Origin of the sequence: Streptomyces sp. BoleA5, assembly GCF_000373665.1 — a bacterium.
Lineage (GTDB): Bacteria > Actinomycetota > Actinomycetes > Streptomycetales > Streptomycetaceae > Actinacidiphila.
In genome coordinates, this window is record NZ_KB892093.1 from 18,432 (window position 1) to 43,192 (window position 24,761).

20 protein-coding genes are annotated in these 24,761 nt (G+C 70.5%); 11 read left to right on the forward strand and 9 right to left on the reverse strand.

Features of this window, described 5'->3' with window-relative positions:
- Positions 1-28 precede the first annotated feature (28 nt).
- Positions 29-2,431, reverse strand: a complete 2,403-nt coding sequence (locus tag B085_RS0108540) for a DUF6049 family protein (RefSeq protein WP_018558157.1) — start codon at positions 2,429-2,431, stop codon at positions 29-31.
- Positions 2,432-2,592: 161 nt separating this feature from the next.
- Between B085_RS0108540 and B085_RS0108545 the strand changes: the two genes are divergently transcribed.
- Positions 2,593-4,008, forward strand: coding sequence for a CCA tRNA nucleotidyltransferase (locus tag B085_RS0108545; protein WP_018558158.1), 1,416 nt, complete (start codon positions 2,593-2,595; stop codon positions 4,006-4,008).
- A 213-nt stretch (positions 4,009-4,221) separates the two neighbouring features.
- On the opposite strand, the gene B085_RS0108550 is transcribed toward B085_RS0108545, so the two are convergent.
- From B085_RS0108550 to B085_RS0108560, 3 genes are all read right to left on the reverse strand, one after another.
- Positions 4,222-5,499 carry an MFS transporter gene (locus tag B085_RS0108550; RefSeq protein ID WP_018558159.1) on the reverse strand — a complete coding sequence of 426 codons (1,278 nt, stop codon included), beginning with the start codon at positions 5,497-5,499 and terminating at the stop codon, positions 4,222-4,224.
- 99 nt (positions 5,500-5,598) lie between these two features.
- Positions 5,599-6,681, reverse strand: coding sequence for an inositol-3-phosphate synthase (locus B085_RS0108555; RefSeq protein ID WP_026250811.1), 1,083 nt, complete (start codon positions 6,679-6,681; stop codon positions 5,599-5,601).
- A gap of 23 nt (positions 6,682-6,704) precedes the next feature.
- Positions 6,705-7,355 (reverse strand): PadR family transcriptional regulator, encoded by a 651-nt coding sequence (locus B085_RS0108560; protein ID WP_018558161.1) that lies wholly within the window; start codon positions 7,353-7,355, stop codon positions 6,705-6,707.
- Between the two features lie 767 nt (positions 7,356-8,122).
- Between B085_RS0108560 and B085_RS0108565 the strand changes: the two genes are divergently transcribed.
- Positions 8,123-10,387, forward strand: coding sequence for a transglycosylase domain-containing protein (locus B085_RS0108565; protein ID WP_018558162.1), 2,265 nt, complete (start codon positions 8,123-8,125; stop codon positions 10,385-10,387).
- 142 nt (positions 10,388-10,529) lie between these two features.
- Positions 10,530-12,107 carry a glycosyltransferase family 87 protein gene (locus B085_RS0108570; RefSeq protein WP_018558163.1) on the forward strand — a complete coding sequence of 526 codons (1,578 nt, stop codon included), beginning with the start codon at positions 10,530-10,532 and terminating at the stop codon, positions 12,105-12,107.
- Between the two features lie 13 nt (positions 12,108-12,120).
- On the opposite strand, the gene B085_RS0108575 is transcribed toward B085_RS0108570, so the two are convergent.
- The 3 genes from B085_RS0108575 to B085_RS0108585 form a co-directional block, all read right to left on the reverse strand.
- Positions 12,121-13,152 (reverse strand): alanine racemase, encoded by a 1,032-nt coding sequence (locus B085_RS0108575; RefSeq protein ID WP_018558164.1) that lies wholly within the window; start codon positions 13,150-13,152, stop codon positions 12,121-12,123.
- A 57-nt stretch (positions 13,153-13,209) separates the two neighbouring features.
- Entirely contained in the window at positions 13,210-14,331 is a 1,122-nt protein-coding gene (locus B085_RS0108580) for a lipid II:glycine glycyltransferase FemX (protein ID WP_018558165.1), read from the reverse strand.
- A 173-nt stretch (positions 14,332-14,504) separates the two neighbouring features.
- Complete coding sequence (locus tag B085_RS0108585) at positions 14,505-14,840, reverse strand: hypothetical protein (RefSeq protein WP_018558166.1); 336 nt, start codon at positions 14,838-14,840, stop codon at positions 14,505-14,507.
- Positions 14,841-15,131: 291 nt separating this feature from the next.
- On the opposite strand from B085_RS0108585, the gene rpsF reads away from it, so the two are divergent.
- The 4 genes from rpsF (at position 15,132) to rplI (ending at position 16,813) form a co-directional block, all read left to right on the forward strand.
- On the forward strand, positions 15,132-15,422 hold the full coding sequence (gene rpsF, locus B085_RS0108590; RefSeq protein WP_018558167.1) for a 30S ribosomal protein S6: 291 nt from the start codon (positions 15,132-15,134) through the stop codon (positions 15,420-15,422).
- A gap of 61 nt (positions 15,423-15,483) precedes the next feature.
- On the forward strand, positions 15,484-16,065 hold the full coding sequence (locus B085_RS0108595; RefSeq protein WP_018558168.1) for a single-stranded DNA-binding protein: 582 nt from the start codon (positions 15,484-15,486) through the stop codon (positions 16,063-16,065).
- 44 nt (positions 16,066-16,109) lie between these two features.
- Positions 16,110-16,346 (forward strand): 30S ribosomal protein S18, encoded by a 237-nt coding sequence (rpsR, locus tag B085_RS0108600; protein WP_026250812.1) that lies wholly within the window; start codon positions 16,110-16,112, stop codon positions 16,344-16,346.
- A gap of 17 nt (positions 16,347-16,363) precedes the next feature.
- A complete protein-coding gene (rplI, locus tag B085_RS0108605; RefSeq protein ID WP_018558170.1) occupies positions 16,364-16,813 on the forward strand; it encodes a 50S ribosomal protein L9 in 450 nt (149 codons plus the stop codon).
- Positions 16,814-16,895: 82 nt separating this feature from the next.
- Here the strand turns inward: rplI and B085_RS0108610 are convergent, their stop codons facing one another.
- A complete protein-coding gene (locus tag B085_RS0108610; protein ID WP_018558171.1) occupies positions 16,896-18,239 on the reverse strand; it encodes an MATE family efflux transporter in 1,344 nt (447 codons plus the stop codon).
- 436 nt (positions 18,240-18,675) lie between these two features.
- On the opposite strand from B085_RS0108610, the gene dnaB reads away from it, so the two are divergent.
- Positions 18,676-20,151 (forward strand): replicative DNA helicase, encoded by a 1,476-nt coding sequence (gene dnaB, locus B085_RS0108615; RefSeq protein WP_018558172.1) that lies wholly within the window; start codon positions 18,676-18,678, stop codon positions 20,149-20,151.
- Positions 20,152-20,560: 409 nt separating this feature from the next.
- Here the strand turns inward: dnaB and B085_RS0108625 are convergent, their stop codons facing one another.
- The gene (locus tag B085_RS0108625) at positions 20,561-21,436 is read right to left on the reverse strand and encodes a GNAT family N-acetyltransferase (RefSeq protein ID WP_026250813.1); all 876 of its coding nucleotides are present in this window, start codon (positions 21,434-21,436) and stop codon (positions 20,561-20,563) included.
- Positions 21,437-21,520: 84 nt separating this feature from the next.
- Here B085_RS0108625 and B085_RS0108630 point away from each other — a divergent pair, with 84 nt between their 5' ends.
- From B085_RS0108630 to B085_RS41770, 3 genes are all read left to right on the forward strand, one after another.
- Positions 21,521-22,474, forward strand: coding sequence for a LysR family transcriptional regulator (locus tag B085_RS0108630; RefSeq protein WP_018558175.1), 954 nt, complete (start codon positions 21,521-21,523; stop codon positions 22,472-22,474).
- Entirely contained in the window at positions 22,435-23,067 is a 633-nt protein-coding gene (locus tag B085_RS0108635; RefSeq protein ID WP_018558176.1) for an HAD family hydrolase, read from the forward strand. Before B085_RS0108630 ends, B085_RS0108635 begins: the two co-directional genes overlap by 40 nt.
- Positions 23,068-23,321: 254 nt before the next feature.
- Positions 23,322-24,761: a globin domain-containing protein gene (locus B085_RS41770; protein WP_018558177.1), complete on the forward strand. Its 1,440-nt coding sequence runs from the start codon at positions 23,322-23,324 to the stop codon at positions 24,759-24,761.

The following is a 24,761-nucleotide window of genomic DNA, read 5'->3' on the forward strand; positions in this document are numbered from 1 at the left end:
CCCCACCTCATCGGCCATGGCTCGCTGGCTATCGGTCCACCTTCTCACCCGTCCCGGACGGGTCCGTACTTTCCGGGGAGGTGTCCGGCGCCAGGTCACCCGGCTGCTCGTCACGGACGCCGTCCCGGTCACCCATGGTGCCTTCACCGGCGTCGTCCTCGTCCTCGCCCGTTTCCCCGTCGTCCGACGGGTCGGCGTCGTCCCCGGAGGGGTCGGCGTCGTCGTCCCCGCCCCCGGACGCCGCGCGGCGCTTGCGCTGGTGGTACATCCGGGCACCCGCCAGCACGAGCAGCAGGAGCCCGGCGGCGATCACCAGCATGACGGAGGATGTGATGGAGGTGACATCCACCTGGAAGGTGATGGGCGTGCTGAACTTGGCGCCGTCGGCCGTGTAGAGCTGGGCCGTGATCGTGTTCAGGCCGTTGCGGGCGGCGGTGCCCTCGAACTTCAGGGAGCGGGTGTGGCCGCCCTCGACGGTCACGGGCTGCGCGTCGCCCGGGTTGAGGCTGTTGCCCTGGCTGGAGGTGAGACGCAGCTCCAGGCCCTTCACCGTCTGGCCGAGTTCGTTCTTCACGGTGACCGGGATGGTGCCGCTGCGGCCCGAGAGCGTGAGCGTCCCGGTCTTGGGGAGCAGGTACACCAGGCTCATCAGGTCGGACAGGTAGTCGGAGATGGCCGTGCGGTAGGCGGCCGACCTGTGGGAGGAGCCGCGCCACTCGGTGGACATCGAGCGCATCAGCGCGTTGCCGAAGGGGGTCCGCACCCGGTCGGGCTTGCTCAGCAGGGCCATGAAGTCGTCGAGCTCGCCCTGGGTCGCCTGGATCTGGCGGAAGGCCGCGGTGCTCAACTCCTGCTTGCGCAGGCGCTTGGGGTAGGCGCCGGTGCCGGGGACCTTGCGGTTGGCCTTCGGGTCGGGGGTGGCCTTCGCCGCCGCGGAGAAGTCCGCGGTCTCCGCCCAGCCGCTGCCGGCGACCTCCGTGATGGCCTGGGCCATGGCCTGGGCCTGCGAGGCCCTGGCCATCCGCTGCGGGGCGACGACGACGCTGCGCTGCCGGTCGGGCGCCTGCAGCGTGATCATCAGGGTCTGCGCCAGGTACTTCTGGATCGCGAGGGTCGAGGAACCGGCCGACGTCATGTCGCCCCGGAAAGCCTTGGAGAGCCCGGAATCGGCGACGACCGCCGTGGTGCCCCCGCCGATGGGCCGCGCCGAGGTGGGGGTGTAGTTGAGGTCGCCGGGCTCGCCGAGGCTGTCGCTGCTGGCGATCACCTTGTCGGCGCCGGCTGAGGTGGCCACGGCGACGATGGAGCGGTCGACGGCGCCCTCGACGGGCCAGGAGACGTCCGTGTCCGGGATGACCTGGCCGTTGAGGACGACCTCGACGGTGGTCGTCGCGAGTTCCGTGGCGGTCTTGAGGTGGTTGAGGGTGCCGGGGACGCTCTTGCCGCGGTGGGCGATGGAGGCGATGTCGGGGTCGGCGAAGGGCAGCGCGACGACCTCCTTCCCGACCACGGCCTCCTTCAGGCTGCTCAGCCAGCGCTTCGCGTTCTCGGTGCCGGTGCCCGCCGTGGTGTGATCGAGATCACCGCCGGGCCCGGCGACCTGGTACCGGCGCGTCATCGCGTCGACCGTGGAGAGCAGATCCGGGTCGATGACCCAGGTGACGGGCAGATCCCGGCCGAGGGCCACCATCTGCTGCAGACGGCCACCGGGCGCCAGGTCCCCGGCGAGGTCGTCGTCGAGGAAGATCGGGCTCTGCTGGTCGTCGCTCTCGCTGCGCACGGCGAGGTGCGGGCGGTCGATCAGCGGCCACAGGAAGGTGTAGCGGGTCGGCTTGGCATCCCCGTCGGGGTACCAGGGGAGGAAGGTCCGCTCGATGCCGAGGTACTCGTCGTAGCCGCGGTCACGGGTCTGCCCGGTCAGGGAGACCCCGAGCTGGTAGACGCCGTCCGCGCCGAGGCCGAGATCCTTGACCGGCACCTTCAGGGTGAAACTGCGGCTGATGCCGGCGGGCAGGTCGTCGACCGGGACGGTGTGCCCGGCGATCTCCCCGCCGTCGGCCAGGGTGTGGGGCGCACTGGTGGACACGTCGTTGATGGCGCTGCGGCTGTCCAGCGGGCCCTGGGGCGCGATCTCCACACCGACGTGGGCGCCGCTGACGGTGTGCTTGCTCCTGTTGGTGACGGTGCCCGTCACCGTGAGGGTGTCGCCCTTGGCCGGGGCGGTGGGGGACAGCGAGTTCACCGACACGTCCACGGTCCGGCCGCTGGAGGTCTCCGCGTACGCCGCGGGGGCCGTACGGGCCTGGACCAGGCCGGTGAAGAGGGTGGCGCCCACGAGCAGCGCCGTGGCCCGGCGCAGCCTCGAACGGGCCGGAGTTCCTCCGGGGTGCTGTGCCGCCTCGCCCACGCGCTGGCCGTCCCTCGTCGTCATCGGATGTGCGTCCTGGAATGGTAACGATGCTCGATGACCCTAAGTGCTGTGAGTGGGCCACAAGATCGATACAGTCCGGGGGCGAGAAGGCCTCGGCCATGATCACGGGAGCCGGTAAACCGGTCCGCCGCGGGGCGCATGGGCACGTACCCTTTTCTGTTGTGCCGAATGCCAACAACGCCCCCCAGACCCTGAAGTCCGCGCCCGTGATCGCGCCGGTGGCCGAGGACCTCGGTCGCCGCTTCCAGGACGCCGGATTCCGGCTTGCCCTCGTCGGCGGCTCGGTCCGCGACACCCTGCTCGGCAGGCTCGGCAACGACCTCGACTTCACCACCGACGCCCGGCCCGACCAGGTACTGAAGATCATCCGCGGGTGGGCGGAGGCCGTCTGGGAGGTGGGCATCGCCTTCGGCACGGTCGGGTGCCGCAAGGGCGGCTACCAGATCGAGGTGACCACGTACCGGTCCGAGGCCTACGACCGGTCCTCGCGCAAGCCGGAGGTCTCCTACGGGGAGACGATCGAGGAGGACCTGGTCCGCCGGGACTTCACCGTCAACGCGATGGCGGTCTCGCTGCCGGAGGCGGAGTTCGTCGACCCCTACAGCGGGCTCGGCGACCTCGCACAGCGGCTTCTGCGTACTCCGGGCACCCCGGAGGAGTCCTTCTCCGACGATCCGCTGCGGATGATGCGTGCCGCGCGCTTCGCCGCCCAACTGGACTTCGAGGTGGCACCCGAGGTCGTCACGGCGATGACGGAGATGGCCGACCGCATCGAGATCGTCTCCGCCGAGCGCGTCCGGGACGAGCTCAACAAGCTGATCCTCTCCGACCACCCCCGCAAGGGCCTGCAACTGCTGGTGCAGACCGGCCTGGCCGCACGGGTCCTCCCGGAGCTGCCGGCGCTGCGCCTGGAGCGGGACGAGCACCATCGCCACAAGGATGTCTACGACCACACGCTGACCGTCCTGGACCAGGCGGTGGCGCTGGAGACCGAGGGGCCGGACCTCGTCCTTCGCCTTGCCGCCCTGCTGCACGACATCGGCAAGCCGCGCACCCGGCGGTTCGAGTCCGACGGGCGGGTCTCCTTCCACCACCACGAGGTGGTCGGCGCCAAGATGACCAAGGGGCGGCTGACCAAGCTCAAGTACCCCAACGACATCATCAAGGACGTCGCCCGGCTGGTGGAGCTGCATCTGCGCTTCCACGGCTACAGGACCGGGGAGTGGACCGACTCCGCCGTCCGGCGCTACGTCCGGGACGCCGGACCGCTGCTCGACCAGTTGCACAAGCTGACCCGCTCCGACTGCACGACCCGCAACAAGCGCAAGGCCGCGGCCCTGGCGAGAACCTATGACGGGCTCGAGGAGCGGATCGCGCAGCTGAAGGAGCAGGAGGAGCTGGACGCGATCCGGCCGGACCTGGACGGCAACCGGATCATGGAGATCCTGGGTATTTCCCCGGGGCCCGAGGTCGGCAAGGCGTACAACCACCTGCTGGAGCTGCGTCTGGAGAACGGCCCGCTGGGGGAGGAGGCCGCCGTGGCCGCGTTGAAGGAGTGGTGGGCCGCGCAGGTCTGAGGGCACTCCGTCCGGGCGTCGGACGCACCGAGGGGGTCATGTTTCACGTGAAACATGACCCCCTCGGCCATAACGGCGACCCCATTACTTGGTGATGCTCTGCAGGCAGAGCACGACGTTGTTGAAGTCGGTCCCGGACAGGCCATCCGCCGGGGCGGTTGTTTCGTGTGAAACAGGTGGAGTCGGATTTATCTCCATGTTTCACGTGAAACGTCACGGGGTTCTGGCGGTGCCGAACGCCACCGCGGCGTAGATCGCCGAGAGTCCGAGAAGGAGGCCTGCGGAGCGGCCGTCCGGTGGGAGGGCCAGAGCGCAGATGGCCGCGGCGCCGACGAAGGCGACATTGAACAGCACGTCGTAGATGGAGAAGATCCGCCCTCGGTAGGCGTCGTCGATCGAGGACTGGACCACCGTGTCCGTGGCGATTTTGGCCCCCTGGGTGGCCAGCCCCAGAACGAAGGCCGCCGCCAGTACCGGGGCCGGCTCGAAGGGCAGCGCCAGCGCGGGGAGCAGGACGGCCGCCGAACCCGCGCAGACGGTGATCCATCCGAAGGTGCCGAAGCGGCCCGTGGCCCAGGGGGTGACGACGGCCGCCGTGAAGAAGCCGGCACCCGAGACGGCGACCGCCAGGCCGAGGAGCGCGAGGCCGTCCGTCGTGCCGTGATCCGTACCGTCGGACCCCGACCATGCGTAGCGGCACAGCATCAGCACCGTCACCGTGAGCCCGCCGTAGCAGAAGCGCATCGCCGTCATCGCGGCCAGGGCGCGCGCCGCGCGGGGTCGCCGGCGCAGGTGCCTCAGGCCGTGCGCCAAGCCGCGGAAGGTGCTGAGCAGCGCCTCGCCCACCCGCGGCTGGACGCGGGACGGATCCGGCCCCAGCAGGTCCCGCCCCAGGGTGAGCGCGGTCAGCCCGGCACAGAGATAGAGGACGGCGCCCAGCACCACGACCATGACGTCGGAACGGACGCCTTCGGGCACCACCAGGTGCATCAGGAAGGCCGCCCCGCCGCCCGCCGTGGCCGCGAGCGTGCCCGCGGTCGGGGAGAGCGCGTTCGCCATGACCAGACGTTCCCCGTCTACGACGCGGGGCAGAGCGGCCGAAAGGCCGGCGAGCACGAAGCGGTTGATGCCGGTGACCGAGAGGGCGGACAGGTAGAAGAGCCAGTCCGGAACGTGCAGCAGCATCAGCACGGCCGTGCCGAGGGAGAGCGCCGCCCGCAGCAGGTTGCAGTGGAGAAGGACCTGCCGGCGCCGCCAGCGGTCCAGCAGGACGCCCGTGAACGGCCCCAGAAGCGAGTACGGCAGCAGCAGGACCGCCATCGCGGAGGCGATGGCGGCCGGTGAGGCCTGCTTCTCCGGGGAGAAGACCACGTAGGCCGCCAGCGCCACCTGGAAGACCCCGTCGGACAGCTGGGACAGCAACCGCACCGCCAGCAGTCGGCGGAAGTCCCGGAAGCGCAGCAGCACACGGAGGTCACGGACAACGGGCATGCGCACAGCCTCACATGACGCGCAGGCCCCCGGGTGTCATACCCGGGGGCCTGCGCGGTCGCGTCGTACGACGAGTGGTGACGGGGGTTAAGCCGCTGCTCAGCGCTCGACCTCGCCGCGGATGAACTTCTCCACGCTCTCGCGGGCCTCGTCGTCGAAGTACTGCACCGGCGGGGACTTCATGAAGTAGGAGGACGCCGACAGGATCGGGCCGCCGATGCCGCGGTCCTTGGCGATCTTCGCCGCGCGCAGCGCGTCGATGATGACACCAGCGGAGTTCGGGGAGTCCCAGACCTCGAGCTTGTACTCCAGGTTCAGCGGGACGTCGCCGAAGGCACGGCCCTCGAGGCGGACGTACGCCCACTTGCGGTCGTCCAGCCAGGCCACGTAGTCCGAGGGGCCGATGTGGACGTTCTTCTCACCCAGGTCGCGGTCGGGGATCTGGGAGGTGACGGCCTGCGTCTTGGAGATCTTCTTGGACTCCAGGCGATCACGCTCGAGCATGTTCTTGAAGTCCATGTTGCCGCCGACGTTCAGCTGCATGGTGCGCTCGACGATGACACCGCGGTCCTCGAAGAGCTTGGTGAGTACGCGGTGCGTGATGGTGGCGCCGACCTGCGACTTGATGTCGTCACCGACGATCGGCACACCGGCCTCGGTGAACTTGTCCGCCCACTCCTTGGTGCCGGCGATGAAGACCGGGAGGGCGTTGACGAAGGCGACCTTGGCGTCGATGGCGCACTGCGCGTAGAACTTCGCCGCGTCCTCGGAACCCACGGGCAGGTAGCAGACGAGCACGTCGACCTGGCGGTCCTTGAGGACCTGCACGACGTCGACCGGCTCCTCGGCGGACTCCTCGATGGTCTCGCGGTAGTACTTGCCGAGACCGTCCAGGGTGTGGCCGCGCTGGACGGTCACGCCCTTCTGCGGCACGTCGCAGATCTTGATGGTGTTGTTCTCGCTGGCACCGATGGCGTCCGCGAGGTCGAGACCGACCTTCTTCGCGTCGACGTCGAAGGCAGCGACGAACTCGACGTCACGCACGTGGTAGTCGCCGAACTGCACGTGCATGAGGCCAGGCACGCGGCTGGCCGGGTCGGCGTCCTTGTAGTACTCGACACCCTGCACCAGCGAAGCGGCGCAGTTGCCCACGCCAACGATGGCTACGCGAACCGAACCCATTCCGGTTGCTCCCTGTTTGATCGTCACGCGGGTCCCCGGCGCGTGCCGGGTCCGCCGTTTTCCTGTTGGTTGTCCTGCTCGGCATCGGCGGACGGAGCGGCCGGGGGCTGCTTGCCGCGCCCCGCCCGCTCGGTCTCGATCAGCTCGTTCAGCCAGCGGACCTCGCGCTCCACCGACTCCATGCCGTGCCGCTGCAGCTCGAGCGTGTAGTCGTCGAGCCGCTCACGGGTACGCGCGAGGGACGCGCGCATCTTCTCCAGGCGCTCCTCGAGGCGGCTGCGCCGCCCCTCGAGGACACGCATCCGTACGTCCCTGGACGTCTGGCCGAAGAAGGCGAAACGAGCCGCGAAGTGCTCGTCCTCCCACGCGTCAGGCCCGGAGTGGGCGAGGAGCTCTTCGAAGTGCTCCTTGCCGGCCGCCGTCAACCGGTACACGATCTTGGCCCGTCGGCCGGCCAGCGGCGCGGCGAGCGGATCGGGTTCAGGGCCGGTCTCCTCGACCAGATAGCCCTGGGTGACCAGTGTCTTGAGGCAGGGGTAGAGGCTGCCGTAGCTGAACGCGCGGAACACACCGAGCGAGGTGTTGAGCCGCTTGCGCAGCTCGTAACCGTGCATCGGGGATTCGCGCAGCAGGCCCAGGACGGCGAACTCGAGGATGCCGGAGCGTTTGCTCATGCCCTCGTCTCCCTCCCGTCCGTGCCGTCGTCGCCTCTTATCTCGCCGTGATGTATCGACTCGATACATCGAGACGATAGAACGAGTTCCGGAGTACGGCAAGACGGCTCACGGTGACCGGCGTCACATCACGAAATCTGTTCACCGTCAACCGCCCGGAATGTGATGAACATCTGGCTAGAACCTCTTTTGACCATGCGTACTCTGTTCGCCATGCAGAGCACCGGGAACCGTGTGACCTCAGTGAGCGTCCTTGTCCCTGGTGCAGTGCGGGTATCGCACGCCGGGGGGACCGGAAATCAACTGCCGCTTTCAGGCGATTCCGCCTGTCCTAGGAGTAGCTGTTCATGAGCGAGCACCGTCGCAAGCCGCCGCAGTCGCCCGGCGACGGCCGGGCAGCCGCCCGGCGCGGCGCGCAGCAGCAGCCCCCGCCGCCAGGCGGTCGGCGGGCCGCTGGGCCGCCGAGGCCGCAGCCGCATGGAACCGGTTCGGGGCAGGGCTACGGCCCGCGCCAGGGAATGGGACAACCCCCCCGCCAGGATGCGGGGGCGGGTACGGGGGGCCGCGCGAGCACCGGCGGCCGGGCCCGGGGGGCCGAGCCGCCGTACCAGGGGCGTGCCGCCGCACGCCGTGCCGCCCAGTCCTCGCAGAAGGGCGGCCGCCGTCGGTCCGCCACGGACGCGCAGGGCGGGCGTGGCGGGGGCCAGCCCCCGAAGAAGCGCATCGTGGACTACCCCCGTTGGGGGAAGGACGGATGGCGTCGCTGGATGCCGTCCTGGAAGCTCGTCTCCGGACTGTGCCTGTTCTTCTTCGGAAGCCTGGTCGCCGTCGCCGGCGTCGGGTACGCGATGGTGGGCATCCCCAATGAGAACGACGCCGCCAAGTCGCAGAACAACGTCTACTACTGGGCCGACGGCTCCCGCATGGTGGCGACGGGCACCGGCGCCAACCGGCAGAACGTGGGGCTCGCCGAGATCCCCAAGGCGATGCAGAACGCGGTCATCTCGGCGGAGAACAAGACCTTCGAGACGGACTCGGGGGTCGACCCCATGGGTGTCGGCCGCGCTCTGTTCAACATGGCGAGGGGCGGCCAGGCGCAGGGTGGTTCGACGATCACCCAGCAGTACGTCAAGAACACCTTCCTGAGCCAGGACCAGACGGTCACCCGTAAGTTCAAGGAGCTCTTCATCTCCATAAAGGTGGGGACGAAGCTCGAGAAGGACGACATCCTCCAGGGCTACCTGAACACCTCGTACTACGGCCGGAGCGCCTACGGCATCCAGGCGGCGGCGCAGACCTACTACGGCGTCGACGCCTCCAAGCTCACGCCGAGCCAGTGCGCCTTCCTGGCGGCGCTGCTCAAGGGCCCGACGTACTACGACCCGGCCGGGGCCACGAGCATCGACTCCACCGCGACTCCCGAGTCGAACCGGAAGAACTCCGAGCGCCGGTGGAAGTGGATCCTCGGTGAGATGTACAAGGACGGCAAGCTCAGCAAGGACGACTACACCGAGGCCGTCAGCGAGTACCCGGAGCCGCAGGGCCTCAAGGCGACCAAGGGCATGACCGGCCAGATCAGCTACCTGGTCGACACCGCCCAGAACTACGTGCTGGCGCACTCGGACATCAGCCGCGCCGAGCTCGACCGGGGCGGTTACGAGATCCGCACGACCTTCGACAAGAAGAAGGTCGACGCCCTGCAGAAGGCTGTCAAGAAGGTCGAGAAGGCGAACATCAACCCGAAGAAGGAGAAGGACAAGTACGTCCAGTTCGGTGCCGCGTCGGTGAAGCCCGACGACGGAGCGATCGTCGCCATCTACGGTGGCGCGGGCTTCGAGAACAACCACTTCACCAACAACGCCGACACCAAGGGTGTCCCCGTCGGCTCGACCTGGAAGCCCTTCGTCCTGGCCGCGGCCATGGAGTACGGTACGTACCGCTCCGACGGCGAGGGCATCTCACCGCTGAGCCAGTACAACGGCAACGACCACATCAAGATCAAGAACAACGACGGCACGTATGTCCTGAAGAAGGACAACACGCCCTTCTTCCAGGAGAACGAGAGCCCGAAGCCCTGGGGATTCATCACGCTGCGCAAGGCGATGGAGCAGTCCGTCAACTCGCCTTTCGTGCAGCTGGGCATGGACGTCGGTATGGAGAAGGTGGCCGACGTCGCCGAGAAGACCGGCATCCTCAAGGCCTCCATGGCCGGCCGGAACGCCTCGTTCGCCCTCGGTACGTCCACCCCGAGCGCCATCCGCATGGCCGACGCCTACGCGACCTTCGCCGCCTCCGGCAAGCACGTGGATCCCTACTCGGTCGTGTGGGTGAAGAAGAACGGGACCGAGGTGGACGGCTTCGACAAGCCCAAGGTCTCCCGGGTGATGCCGGCGGAGGTGGCCGACAACGTCACCGACGTCCTGGAGAACGTGATCCAGAACGGCACGGGTTTCCGCGCCAAGGAACTCGGCCGCAAGGCGGCCGGCAAGACCGGTACGACCGACAGCAACAAGTCGGCGTGGTTCGTCGGGTACACCCAGCAACTCTCCACGGCCGTGGCGATGTTCCGTGAGAACCCCAAGACCCACGGTCTGATGTCCATGAACGGCACGGCGGGCGTCGAGTCCATCCACGGTGGTGACATCCCGACCGAGATCTGGACCGCCTACATGAAGGGGGCGGTGACGGGCCCCGACACCGGCTTCCCCGACGCCCCGAAGATCGGCGACATCCACAACGGGGAGGGCGCCCCGTCGCCGACCCCCTCGGTCTCGGTCACCCCGAGCGAGACGCCGTCCTCGACGCCGACTCCCACCGTTTCGCGGCCGCAGGCACCGCCGACCCCGACCGAGTCCGGGAACTGCAAGCCCTGGCAGTGGGACTGCCAGGACGGCGGCGGTTCCAACAACGGCGGCACCACGGACGGCGGCACGGGCGGGACCCCGTCGTCGAGCCCGTCGTCCAGTACCACCGGCAAGAGCAACGGAGGCAACGGCAGCAACGGCGGGCTCCTCGGAGGCCCGGGCGGTTGACCGCCCCGCCTTGAGCAGAGCAGTCGGTCCGCGGCCGCGGAGGGCATCGTGCCCTCCGCGGCCGCGGCCGTTCCCGGGCGGCTGGGAGGCGCCGTGGGGATCCGACGCTCCGCGCACAAGGATGTAGGGCAGGATGTGGCCCATGACGATCGTGCGCGAAGACCCCCACCACGAGGCCTCGGAGGCCGAGGCGGTCGTGCCCCCGACCCGCGAGGATCCGGTCGCGGTGGCCGGGAGCGAGGTCATCGGCGGCCCGCTCGGCCGCTTCGCGGCCGTGGGGCGGCGGGGCTGGTGGAACCCCCTGCGCGTCGTCGTGCTGGTCGCGATCGGGATGTTCGCGCTGGGCATGGTGCAGAAGGTGCCGTGCTACGACAGCGGCTGGTTCTTCGGGGCGAACGCCCAGTACAGCCACGCCTGCTACTCCGACATCCCGCACCTGTACTACGGCCGGGGCTTCGCCGACGACCTGGTCCCGTACTTCGACCGCATCCCGGACACGGTCTCCGGCGGCATGGGCTACCTGGAGTACCCGGTCCTGACCGGGCTCTTCATGGAGGTCGCCTCCTGGCTGACCCCGCACGGCGGCACGATCCAGCACCGGGAGCAGGTGTACTGGCTGGTCAACGCCGGAATGCTGCTGGTCTGCACGGCCGTCATCGCGGTCTGCACGGCCCGGACCAGCCGGCGCCGCCCGTGGGACGCGCTGCTGGTCGCGCTGGCGCCCGCGTTCGCGCTGACCGCCACCATCAACTGGGACCTGTTCGCGGTCGCCCTCGCGGCGGCCGGGATGATGCTCTGGTCGCGCAACCGGCCGCTGGCCGCGGGCATCCTGATCGGGCTGGCGACGGCCGCCAAGCTCTACCCGCTGCTGCTGCTGGGGCCGCTGTTCCTGCTGTGCCTCAGGGCCGGGAAGCTGAAGGCCTGGGGCGCGGCCGTGGGCGGTGCCGCCGCGGCCTGGGTCGTGGTGAACCTTCCGGTGATGCTGCTCGCCTGGGACGGCTGGGCGAAGTTCTACACCTTCAGCCAGGAACGGGGCGTCGACTACGGCTCCATCTGGCTGATCATCTCCCAGCAGACCCACAGCAGCATGGACGCCGCGAACACCTACGCCATCGCGCTGATGCTGCTGTTCTGCGCGGGTATGGCCGGACTGGTCCTGTACGCCCCGCGACGCCCGCGCTTCGCGCAGCTGGCCTTCCTCGTCGTGGCCGCCTTCATCCTGACGAACAAGGTCTACTCGCCGCAGTACGTGCTCTGGCTGGTGCCCCTCGCGGCGCTCGCCCGGCCGCGCTGGCGGGACTTCCTGATCTGGCAGGCCGCCGAGGTCATGTACTTCCTCGGGATCTGGTCGTACCTGGCGTACACGACGGGCGGCAACAGCAAGGGCCTGCCGCAGGACGGCTACCACCTGGCCATCGCGGCGCACCTGATCGGGACGCTGTACCTGTGCGCGGTCGTCGTCCGCGACATCGTCCTCCCCGAGCGCGACCCGGTCCGCCAGGACGGCTCGGACGACCCCTCCGGGGGCGTGCTGGACGGGGCTCAGGACGCGTTCGTGCTCGGGCGGCCCTCGCACCAGCCGCGGCACGCCGCGCCGCTGCAGGGCGGGCCTGAGGACGGCTACGGCGAGGGCTACGGCGAGGGCTACGGCGAGGGCTACGGCGAGGCGCGCCCGGTGCAGTGGGGCGTGGACCCGGCGCCGCCGGCCTCGCCCCACTGACCCCGGGAGGGGCTCAGCGGTCGACGACGCGGTCGTACTGCGTCGTCGTGTGCCGCAGGTGCGCCACGAGCTCGTCGCCGACCGCCGGGGGCGCCACGTCGCCCGGCAGGAAGAGGATCGACACCTGCATGTGCGGGGGCTCGGCGAACCAGCGCTGCTTGCCGGCCCACACGAAGGGCGACAGGTTGCGGTTGATGGTGGCCAGGCCGGCCCTGGCGACGCCCTTGGCGCGCGGCATGACGCCGTGCATGGCCTTGGGGGCCTCCAGGCCCACCCCGTGCGACGTGCCGCCCGCCACGACGACCAGGTGGCCGTCCTCGGACGCCTTGTTCTGGCGGTAGCCGAAGCGCTCGCCCTTGGCGATGCGGGTGACGTCCAGGACGGCGCCCCGGTACTCGGTGGCCTCGTGGTCGCCGAGCCACAGCCGGGTGCCGATCCGGGCGCGGAAGCGGGTCTGCGGGAACTGGTTGCGCAGCTGGGTCAGCTCGCCCGCCTTCAGGTGGCTGACGAACATGGTGTGCAGCGGGAGCCGGGCCGCGCGCAGCCGCTCCATCCAGCGGTGGACCTCCTCCACCGCGTCGGAGCCGTCGGTCCGGTCCAGCGGCAGGTGGATGGCGAAGCCCTCCAGGCGGACGTCGTCTATGGCCGAGTGCAGCTTGACCAGGTCGTCCTCGCCGACGCCGTGGCGCTTCATGCTGCTCATGACCTCGATGACGACCCGGGCGCCGACCAGGCCGCGCACGCCCTCCACGGAGGACACGGAGCGGATGGCGCGGTCCGGCAGCGGCACCGGCTCCTCGCCGAGCCGGTACGGGGTCAGCACCAGCAGGTCCCCGCCGAACCAGTCCTTGATCCGGGCGGCCTCGTACGTGGTGCCCACGGCGAGGATGTCCGAGCCGAGCCGGATCGCCTCCTCGGCCAGGCGCTCGTGGCCGAAGCCGTACCCGTTGCCCTTGCAGACGGGTACCAGCCCGGGGAACTGCTCCACCACGGACTGCTGGTGCGCACGCCAGCGCGCGGTGTCGACGTACAGGGTGAGCGCCATGGCCGGAACGGGGACCTTTCTGAGGTGTCTGCGGTCGGTCGGGCACGTGCACGTGGGTCAGCGACGGGACATGTAGATGTCGAGGGCCTTGTGCAGCAGCTTGTTGAGGGGGAAGTCCCACTCGCCCAGGTATTCGGCAGCCTGCCCGCCGGTGCCCACCTTGAACTGGATGAGACCGAAGAGGTGGTCGCTCTCGTCGAGCGAGTCGCTGATGCCGCGCAGGTCGTACACGCTCGCGCCGAGGGCGTAGGCGTCCCGCAGCATCCGCCACTGCATGGCGTTGCTCGGCCGGACCTCGCGCTTGTGGTTGGCCGAGGCCCCGTACGAGTACCAGACGTGCCGGCCGACGACGAGCATCGTCGCGGCGGCGACGGTCTCGCCCTCGTGCTGGGCGAAGTACAGCCGCATGCGGTTGGGGTCCTCCGTGTTGAGGACCTGCCACATGCGCTGGAAGTAGGAGAGGGGACGCGGGCGGAAGCGGTCGCGCTCGGCGGTGACCTCGTAGAGCTGCTGCCACACGGGAAGGTCGTCGTAGCCGCCCTGGACGACCTCGACGCCCGCCTTCTCGGCCTTCTTGATGTTGCGCCGCCACAGCTGGTTGAAGCCCTTCTGGACGTCGTCCAGGCTGCGGTTCTCCAGCGGGACCTGGAAGACGTAGCGGGGCTGCACGTCACCGAAGCCGGCGCCGCCGTCCTCGCCCTGCTGCCAGCCCATGCGGCGCAGCCGGTCGGCCACCTCGAAGGCGCGGGGCTCGATGACCGTCGCCTCGACGTCGCGCAGGCGCTTGACGTCCGGGTCGGCGATGCCGGACTTGATGGCGGCCGCGTCCCAGCGGCGGATGACGACCGGCGGGCCCATCTTCACGGAGAAGGCGCCCTGCTGCTTCAGGTGCGCCAGCATCGGGCGCAGCCACTCCTCCAGGTTGGGGGCGTACCAGTTGATCACCGGGCCCTCGGGGAGGTAGGCGAGGTAGCGCTTCACCTTGGGCAGCTGCCGGTAGAGCACCAGGCCGGCGCCGACCAGCTCGCCGGTACTGTCGTCGAACCAGCCGAGGTTCTCCGAGCGCCACTCGGTCTTGACGTCCGCCCAGGCGGGAACCTGGCAGTGGCTTGCCGAGGGCAGGCTCTGGATGTACGCCAGGTGCTGTTCCCGACTGATGGTCCTCAGGGTCAAGCTCATGCGGGGCGCTCCCCATCGCTGCGGCTACGGCATTGCTGACTGCATTACTTCGCCGAAGCCTACTGCGAACGGTGAACGCCCCCACGAGGGCTGTGGACAACTCGGTCCGCGGCTTCGCCCGGCGGGTGCCGGGTGGACGGCCGGGCGACGGCGGGGCCCGGGCCGGACGCGGCCTACGACACCACGCCGCCGAAGAGGCCGCCGTGGGCCATGCCGAGGTAGAAGCCGATCGCGGCCAGTCCCATGCCGATGATGAAGAAGAAGCGCTCTGCCGTGGTGGCGGAGCGGTACTGGCCGAAGGCGCCCACGAGGATGCCCACCAGCCCCGCCCAGGAGCTGAGCAGGTGGAGGTGGTCCCAGAACGCCGCGATGGCGGCGGCCAGGCCGAGTACGAGGGTCACGACGGCCAGGGTGTTCTCGACCGGGTGGGGCCTGCCGTCGGAGTTGAGGGTGCTGAGGACTCGCTGGTAGAGACGGCTGCCGGTCGTGGGTCGCACTGCCTGTGCCATGAGGCACCTCCGTGATGGAGAGGTGGCGCATCGTAGCGCCGGACACACCCGATGTGTACAGATTGCGGGCTTCCGAGGGCGGATTTCAACCGGAAGCCACGAGGCGGGTAGTGTGTACCGTCTGCACCGGTGTCTGTGCAGGCCCACACGACGGTCCCGCAGGGCCTCCGGGGACCGATCCCCGGAACGCCGCGGGCCTTGTCGGTGGGCCGCGATACCGTTGCGACGCGATGCAAACCCTCCTGCCACGGAAACGCCGTGGCCGTTGAGTCCAAAGGAGGTGGGTTCCACATGCGTCACTACGAGGTGATGGTGATCCTCGACCCCGATCTCGAGGAGCGTGCTGTCTCCCCGCTGATCGAGAACTTCCTCGGCGTCGTCCGCAACGCGGGCGGCAAGGTCGAGAAGGTCGACACCTGGGGCCGTCGTCGTCTTTCGTACGAGATCAAGAAGAAGCCCGAGGGCATCTACTCGGTCATCGACCTCAACGCCACTCCTGAGGTCGTCAAGGAGCTCGACCGTCAGATGAACCTGAACGAGTCGGTCCTCCGGACCAAGGTCCTTCGTCCCGAGACCCACTGAGCCTGACGGCTCAGGCAGTCGGGAAACCGAGAAGCCAAGCAAAGCCGAGAGGTCACTCACCATGGCAGGCGAGACCGTCATCACGGTCGTCGGCAATCTCGTCGACGACCCCGAGCTGCGCTTCACCCCCTCGGGTGCGGCGGTCGCGAAGTTCCGTGTCGCGTCCACTCCCCGCACCTTCGACCGGCAGACCAACGAGTGGAAGGACGGCGAGAGCCTCTTCCTCACGTGTTCGGTCTGGCGGCAGGCGGCGGAGAACGTGGCCGAGTCGCTCCAGAAGGGCATGCGCGTCATCGTGCAGGGCCGTCTGAAGCAGCGCTCGTACGACGACCGCGAGGGCGTCAAGCGGACGGTCTACGAGCTGGACGTCGACGAGGTCGGCGCCAGCCTGCGCAGCGCGACCGCCAAGGTCACCCGCGCCAGCGGTGGCGGCGGCGCCTCGCGCGGCGGTCAGGGCGGCTACGGCGGCGGTGGCGGCCAGGGCGGCAACTGGGGCGGTGGCTCCGGTGGCGGCCAGGGCGGCGCGCCCGACGGCGACCCGTGGGCGACCGGCGCTCCTGCCGGTGGCGGCCAGGGCGGCGGCGGCAACTGGGGCGGTGGCTCCGGTGGCGGCGGCGGTTTCTCGGACGAGCCGCCCTTCTAAGGGCGGCAGCGCACCAAACTTCTTGATCACACTGGAGAGAGACAATGGCGAAGCCGCCTGCTCGCAAGCCTAAGAAGAAGGTTTGCGTGTTCTGCAAGGACAAGATCACGTACGTCGACTACAAGGACACGAACCTGCTGCGGAAGTTCATCTCCGACCGCGGCAAGATCCGTGCCCGCCGGGTCACCGGCAACTGCACCCAGCACCAGCGTGACGTCGCCACGGCCGTGAAGAACAGCCGTGAGATGGCGCTGCTGCCCTACACCTCGACCGCTCGCTAAGGAAGGGTGACCGAGCAATGGCGAAGATCATCCTCACCAACGAGGTCAGCGGCCTCGGTGCCGCCGGCGAAGTCGTCGAGGTCAAGAGCGGTTACGCCCGCAACTACCTGATCCCGCGCGGTTTCGCGATCGCGTGGACCAAGGGTGGCGAGAAGGACGTCGAGCAGATCCGCCGCGCGCGCCGGATCCGTGAGATCGCGACCGTCGAGCAGGCCAACGCGTTCAAGGCGCAGCTCGAGGGCGTCAAGGTCAAGCTGTCGACCCGCGCGGGCGACGCCGGCCGGCTGTTCGGTTCGGTGACCCCGGCCGACATCGCCGCCGCCGTCAAGGCCGCGGGCGGTCCGGACGTGGACAAGCGCCGGATCGAGATCGGTTCCCCGATCAAGACGCTGGGCTCCCACAAGGTGTCGGTGCGTCTGCACCCCGAGGTCGAGGCCGCTCTCGACGTCGAGGTCGTCGCCGCCTGACCCGCACGCACCGCGTGAACGCCGGGCCCGGAACCGCGAGGTTCCGGGCCCGGCGTCCTGCCGTCCGGGGAGGGGCCGCGGTTCAGGCGCGCACGGCGCCGGTGACGGCCCACTTCCCCGAGCGGGCCCGCCAGTGGAGGGCGGCCAGCCGGGTGAGCATCATCAGCCCCATCGCCCACCACAGGGCGGTGAGTCCGCCGCCCAGGGCCGGTACGGCCAGGGCGACCGGGGCGAAGACGGCCAGGGTGACGACCATCGACCAGGCCAGATAGGTGCCGTCGCCCGCGCCGATGAGGATCCCGTCCAGGACGAAGACCACACCGCAGACCGGCTGGGAGAGCGCCGCCACCAGCAGGACGGTCATCAGCTCGGAGCGCACGGCCGGGTCCGAGGTGAACAGCGGGGCGACCAGCGGCCGGGAGACGGCCAGGACGAGACCGATGACGATGCCCGAGGCGATGCCCCACTGCACCATGCGGCGGCAGGCGGCCCGGGCCCCGGCCGTGTCGTCGGCGCCGAGGTAGCGGCCGATGATGGCCTGGCCGGCGATGGCGATGGCGTCGAGGGCGAAGGCGGCCAGCGTCCAGAGGGTGGTGGTGATCTGGTGGGCGGCGATCGAGGCGTCCCCGAGCCCGGCCGCGACGGCGGTGGCGAGCATCAGGACGGCCCGCAGGCTCAGCGTGCGGATCAGCAGGGGTGTCCCGGCCTGGGCGCACGCGCGGATGCCGGCGAGGTCGGGCCGGAGGGAGGCGCCGTGCCGCCGCGCCCCGCGGACCACGACCCCGACGTAGACGGCCGCCATCGCGTTCTGGGCGATCACGGTGCCCCAGGCCGAGCCGGCGATGCCGAGGCCAGCGCCGTACACCAGCGCCACGTTGAGCACGGCGTTCACGGCGAAGCCGCCGACGGCGACGTAGAGCGGGGTACGGGTGTCCTGCAGCCCGCGCAGCACACCGGTGGCCGCCAGGACGACGAGCATCGCGGGGATGCCGAGGGCGCTGATCCGCAGATAGGTGACGGCGTGGGGCGCGGCGGTGCCGGAGGCGCCGAAGAGGTCGGTCAGGGCGGGCGCCGCGGGGATCGCGACCGCGACCGCGGCGACGCTGATGAGGAGGGCGAGCCAGATGCCGTCCATGCCCTGGCGGATCGCCGCGGGCAGGTCGCCCGCGCCGACCCGGCGGGCGACGGCGGCCGTGGTGGCGTACGCGAGGAAGACGAATACGCCGACGAGGGTGGTGAGCAGGGCACCCGCGACGCCGAGGCCGGCGAGCTGCGACGTGCCGAGATGGCCCACGATCGCGCTGTCGGCCAGGAGGAAGAGCGGTTCGGCGACGAGTGCGCCGAAAGCGGGCAGCGCGAGACCGATGATCTCGCGGTCGTGGCGGCGTACGGCCTGCTGGGGTGAGAGTTCGGCGACCTGGGGCACCCGGTCAGGGTAATCATCCACATGTAAGGGATGCAAGATAATACTGCCTCTTACTTTCCGCTGCGCAGGGTGATCTCCTCCGTGCCGTTTGTCGTGATCTTGGGCCGAGCGGGCAAGTTTTTCTTGTCCACAGTGGGTGGATGAAGAAAGCGCAGGTCAGCGGCGTGATCATTGGGTGATTGTGTGCTTGTCCACCGCGCTGTCCCCCGCCCTGTACACAGCTGGAGCGGGCTTCTCCACAGGTAGGGGCGGTTCTTCAACAGGTCATCCCCAGCCCCTGTGGATAACCGTCTTGGCTGTGAGCCCCGCGGACCCCTACCGTGGGGCGTCGCCCGACGCGCCACAGGCGTGTCCGGGCGGCTGAATGTCAGAGCCGTGGCGTAGGAAAAGGGACACGACGCAGCGGTCCGCGCCGGAGGGGAGGAGGTGGCAGGGGGTGAGCCAGCCCGAACCCGCGGACGACCACTGGGGGAGCGAGCCGCCGTTCCCGCCGGACGGTCCCGGCGACCGTCTGCCCGTCTCCCGCTTCCGCCGGAAGGACGAGCGGGACCGCGACCGGGACCGCGACGACGACCGCGGGGCGTCCGGCTTCGAGCGCGTACCGCCGCAGGACCTGGACGCCGAGATGTCGGTGCTCGGCGGCATGCTGCTGTCCAAGGACGCCATCGCCGACGTCGTCGAGGTGCTCAAGGGCGCCGACTTCTACCGGCCCGCCCACGAGACCGTCTACGCCGCGATCCTCGACCTCTACGCCCGCGGTGAGCCCGCCGACCCCATCACCGTGGCGGCCGAGCTGACCAAGCGCGGCGAGCTCGCCCGGGTCGGCGGCGCCCCCTATCTGCACAGCCTCGTCAACGCGGTGCCGACGGCCGCCAACGCCGAGTACTACGCGGAGATCGTGCACGAGCGCGCGGTCCTGCGCCGGCTCGTCGAGGCGGGTACGCGCATCACGCAGATGGGATACGCGGCGGACGGCGACGTCGACGAGATCGTCAACTCCGCGCAGGCCGAGATCTACGCCGTCACCGAGCAGCGCACCAGCGAGGACTACCTCCCGCTCTCCGAGATCATGGAGGGGGCCCTCGACGAGATCGAGGCCATCGGCTCGCGCAGCGGCCAGATGTCCGGTGTGCCGACCGGCTTCGCCGACCTGGACTCCCTCACCAACGGCCTGCACCCGGGTCAGATGATCGTCATCGCCGCCCGTCCCGCGATGGGTAAGTCCACGCTCGCGCTGGACTTCGCCCGTGCCTGCTCGGTCACCAACGGCATGCCCAGCGTCTTCTTCTCCCTCGAGATGGGCCGCAACGAGATCGCGATGCGTCTGCTGTCCGCCGAGGCCCGGGTCGCCCTGCACCACATGCGCTCCGGCAACATGACCGACGACGACTGGACGCGGCTGGCCCGCCGCATGCCCGACGTCTCGGCGGCCCCCCTCTACATCGACGACTCGCCGAACCTGTCGATGATGGAGATCCGCGCCAAGTGCCGCCGGCTCAAGCAGCGCAACGACCTGCGCCTGGTCGTCATCGACTACCTCCAGCTGATGCAGGCGGGCGGCTCGCGCCGGCCCGAGAGCCGTCAGCAGGAGGTCTCGGACATGTCCCGTAACCTCAAGCTCCTGGCGAAGGAGCTCGAGGTGCCGGTCATCGCGCTGTCGCAGCTGAACCGTGGTCCCGAGCAGCGTACGGACAAGAAGCCGATGGTCAGCGACCTGCGTGAGTCGGGCTCCATCGAGCAGGACGCGGACATGGTGATCCTGCTGCACCGCGAGGACGCCTACGAGAAGGAGTCCCCGCGCGCGGGAGAGGCCGACCTGATCGTCGCCAAGCACCGCAACGGCCCGACGGCCACCATCACCGTCGCCTTCCAGGGCCACTACTCGCGCTTCGTGGACATGGCCCAGACCTGATCCGCGACCCCCGCGGGGTCTTCCAACGGCCGCTGCCGCCCCCGGTCGTGCCGGGGTCGAGTCAGCCGGTCCGGAAGAGCGCGACCATCTTCCTGGCGGCGTCCGGCGACGTCGGCGTTTCGTGCGCCGGGAGGTCGTCGAGCGGCGTGCCGAGCGGGCCACCGGGACGGACGAGAAGCGCCGGCAGGCCTCGCTCGGGCCGTACCTGGAGCGGACCTTCGCCACCGGCCGGTTACCCGCGCTCGCCACGGTGGCGCGCGATGCCGCCCCACCTGGACGCTGCCCACCTGGACGCCGACCACACCTTCCGGATCGGCCTCGACTTCCTGTTCGACGGCATCGAGGCCCGCCTCGCGGGGTGACACGCGGCCCAAGGGCCGGACGGCGGGCCCGCGCGGGCCCGCCGGGCTCAGCCCAGGGCCACCATCAGCGGCGCGTGGCGGCGGTGTTCGTCGCCGGGCAGGTCGCGGTCCCCCAGCACCATCAGGGTGTTGGGGAAGACGGGGGCAACGCCGTGTTCCGCGGCCCAGCCGTCGAGGCCGTCGGGGATGCCGGTGCGCAGGTCGAGACGGACCGCGGTGCCGGCGTCCCGGGCGATCGCGGTGATCAGCCGCCGGGCCCCGGCGGCGTCCCCGGCGACGACGGGACCCACGACCAGGGTGTCGGCGTTCAGCCAGGCGGACGCGTAGCCGGTCAGGACACCGTCCTCCTCGGCGACCACGACGCGCTCGGCGAACCGGGGCAGGTCGCGCAGGAGGGGCGAGCGGTCGGCGCCGAACACCTCGGCGTCCAGGGCGAGCAGGGCCGGCAGATCGGCCTCGGTGAAGGGCCGCGGCTCCCCGGCGCCGGGACCGGTGCTCCCGGTGTTCCCGGCCGGAGCCGGCGGGGTGAAGCGGCCGCGGTGCGTGACGACGGTGCCCGTCGCCCGGAAGCCGAGCTTCTCGTAGAGCGGGCGGCCGCGTTCGGTGGCGTGCAGGGTGACGGTGTCGTCGCCCGCCTCGGCCAGGACGTGGCTCATGATGCGCCGTCCCAGGCCCCGCCCTTCGTACCGGGCCGCCACGAGGACCATGCTGACGGCCGCCAGGCCGCCCGCGTAGCGGGTGAGGACCGTGGTGGCGGCCAGGCCGTCGCCGTCGGGGGCGTCGACGCCGTAGCCGGTGCCGTGGGTGAGCAGGAAGCGCCACTTGTGCTCCTCGGCGCCCCAGTCGCGGCTGACGGCCAGCGCGCTGCAGGCGGGGAGGTCGGCGGGGGTGAGGCGGCGCACGGGGGCCGTCGGGGATGTCATACGGGCAGCGTGCCGTGGCGGCGGCGGAGGGCGGCCATAGTTTTCCCCTATGGCCATCGGCCGGTGCCTGGTTATCCTCCCGGGGTGACGCTGACCCTGCCCGGCCTGCGGGCGTTCGTGGCGGTGGCGCGTACGGGCTCGTTCTCGGCGGCCGCGCGGCAACTCGACGTACGGCAGCCGACGGTGAGCGAGTCGGTGCGCCGGCTGGAGGCCGCGGCGGGGCGGCCGCTTCTGGTGCGCAACCGCGAAAGGGCCGAACTGACCGACCTGGGGCGCCGGATCCTGGCCCACGCGGTGGCCGCGGTGGACGCCGCGGACGAGCTGGAGGGGCTGCTGGACGGGGCGTCCCGGCCGTTCACCGTGGGGTTCCTGGGCGAGGCCGCGGCCGGCCGCACCCGGGAACTGCTGGACCTGGTGCAGGCCCGTGTCACCGGCGACGTGCGGCTGCGCCGCTACGACTTCGACGACCCCTCCTGCGGGCTGCTGGACGGGCACTGCGACCTGGCCATCGTGTGGCCCCCGCTGGACGCCCCGGGCCTGGGGATGGTGACCGTCTCCAGCGACCGGCGCTGTGTGGCGCTGCCCGCGACGGACCCGCTGGCCCGCCGTGGCGAGGTCGCGCCCGCCGAACTGGGCGGCAGGATCTGGGTGGTGCCGCGGACCGGGGACGCGGCCTACGCGGGCTTCCGCCACCCGTCGGCCGTGGGCGTCGCCCACGTCGCCGGGACGGTGCCGTCGGGGTCGCTGGAGGAGACGCTCGAACTCGTGGCGGCGGGCCGGGGGTGCGCGCTGGCGAGCACGTCGACCGACGAGCACTACGCGCGGTCGAACGTGGTGATCGTGCCGCTGGCCGGGGACGTGCGCTGCACGGTCGCGCTGGCCTGGCGGACGGCGGACCGCAGACCGGCGGTCCGCGGGGTGGCGGAGGACGCCGCCCGGCTGTTCGGAGGGACGCCGCCGGGGACCGGCCGGGCGGCGGGGGACGAGGGAGGGACCGCATGGGACGGCTGCACATCTTCGACATGGACGGGACGCTGATGCACGGCTCCTCGGCGAGCATGGAACTCGCCCGGGAGCTGGGGCTGGTGGCGGAGTTCCGCGAGCTGGAGCGCGCGCTCGGCAGCGGCCTGCTGGACCCGCCGGGCTACGCGGAGCGGGCGTACGAGCTGTGGCGGGCGCTCACCCCGGCGCAGGTGGCGACGGCGTTCGAGGGCGCCCCGTGGCTGGCCGGGATACGGGAGGTGTGGGCGGACATCGCCGCCCGCGGGGAGCACTGCGCAGTGGTGTCGCTCTCCCCGGACTTCTTCGTGCGCCGGCTGCTGGAGTGGGGGGCGCACGAGGTGCGGGCGTCGGTCTTCCCGGAGTTCCCCTTCGCCCCGGCGGTGGGACTGGACGTGGCGGGCATCCTGCTGCCGGAGACGAAGGTGACGGCCGCGGACGAGCTGTGCGCCCGCTACGGGGTGAGCCGCCGGGAGTGCGTGGCGTACGGGGACTCCCTGTCGGACACCGCGCTCTTCGCCGCGGTGCCGGTGTCGGTCGCGGTCAACGGTGACCACCACGTGAGCGGGCTGGCGAGCCATGCGTACACGGGACGCGATTTGCGTGAAGCATATGCGCTGGTCATGGGCTGAATACGTGACGATTGAACGGTGATGATCGTCACGGAATTGAGTGACGGTTGTGAAAACAGTGACTCGGGGTAGGGTCGACAGGGTTCCGCGACAGCGGGGCTTCACATTCGGCTGAGCTTAACGGGATCGGTCCCGCTGTTTCCCGTACTTCCGGCTATTTGCCCGGGCGGCGTGAAGCCCTGGCAGGCTTTCCGCGCAGGATGTGTGGCCGACGTACGGAAACCGACCGGGAGAAGCTCGAGGCGAAGCTGACCATGGACGCTCTGATCACGAACGCGGCCGAACCGGGCAAGGGAGCCGGGGCCGGCTCCTCCGGATGGTTCGAGCCGCACACACCCCCTGACGGCCAGAGACCCCACCACGAGGGCGACGGCGCGGCCGCGCCGAGCCGCCCCGTACGGCCGATACGGCCGGTGGGCACGGGAGCCGGGCGCAACGGCGACCCGGGGCCCGCGCTGCCGCGGCCCGGCCCCGCGCAGGACGCCGCCGGGGCGCGGCACCATCCGGAGCCGCCGGCCCAGCAACCCCCGCCGAGGGCGGAGGTCCGGCCGCGGTCCCGGCAGCCGAGCGCGGACGCGCAGCTCATCCGGCGGACGATGGAAGAGGTCGCGCCCGTCGCCGACAAGACGACGTCGTATTTCTATGCACTTTTGTTCATACGGCATCCGGAGTTGCGCGAACTCTTTCCCGCCGCGATGGACGCGCAGCGCGATCGATTGCTGAAAGCGCTCCTCACCGCCGCGGAACACATAGACGACGCCGAGATACTCGCCGAATACCTGTCCCACCTGGGCCGCGGCCACCGCAAATACGGCACGCGCCCCGAGCACTATCCGGCCGTGGGGGAATGTCTGATCGGGGCCCTGACCCGGTACGCCTCGGCGGTCTGGAACGACGAGGTCGAGGGCGCCTGGGTGCGCGCCTACACGGCGATCTCGCAGATCATGATCGACGCGGCGGCGGCCGACGAGAAGCACGCGCCGCCCTGGTGGCAGGCCGAGGTCGTCAGCCACGAACCGCGCACGTCCGACATCGCGGTGGTCAGCGTCCGCCCCGACCAGCCCTACCCCTTCCTCGCCGGCCAGTACACGACCCTGGAGACGCCCTGGTGGCCCCGGGTCTGGCGGCACTACTCCTTCGCCAGCGCGCCCCGCTCGGACGGCCTGCTGGTCTTCCATGTGAAGGCCGTCCCTGCCGGCTGGGTCAGCGGGGCGCTGGTCCATCGCGCCCGGCCCGGCGACGTCCTGCGCCTCGGCCCCCCGGGCGGGTCCATGGTCGTGGACCACAGCGCCGACAACGGGCTGCTCTGCCTGGGCGGCGGCACCGGCATCGCCCCCATCAAGGCCCTGGTCGAGGACGTCGCACAGCACGGCCGCCGCCGGGCCATGGACGTCTTCTACGGCGCCCGCAGCGACCACGACCTGTACGACCTGGACACCCTGCTGGGGCTCGCGCGGAGCCACCCCTGGCTCTCGGTGCGCCCCGTGGTCTCCCACGGCCGCGGCGAAGGGGGGCTGCACGGACCGCTCCCCGAGATCGTGCAGCAGTACGGCCCCTGGCCCGAGTACGACGCGTACCTCAGCGGGCCGCCCGGCATGATCCGCAGCGGCGTCGACACCCTCGTACGCGGCGGCATGCCCTCCCAGCGCATCCGGCACGACCTGATCGAGGAACTGGTCGCGGCAGGTCCATGA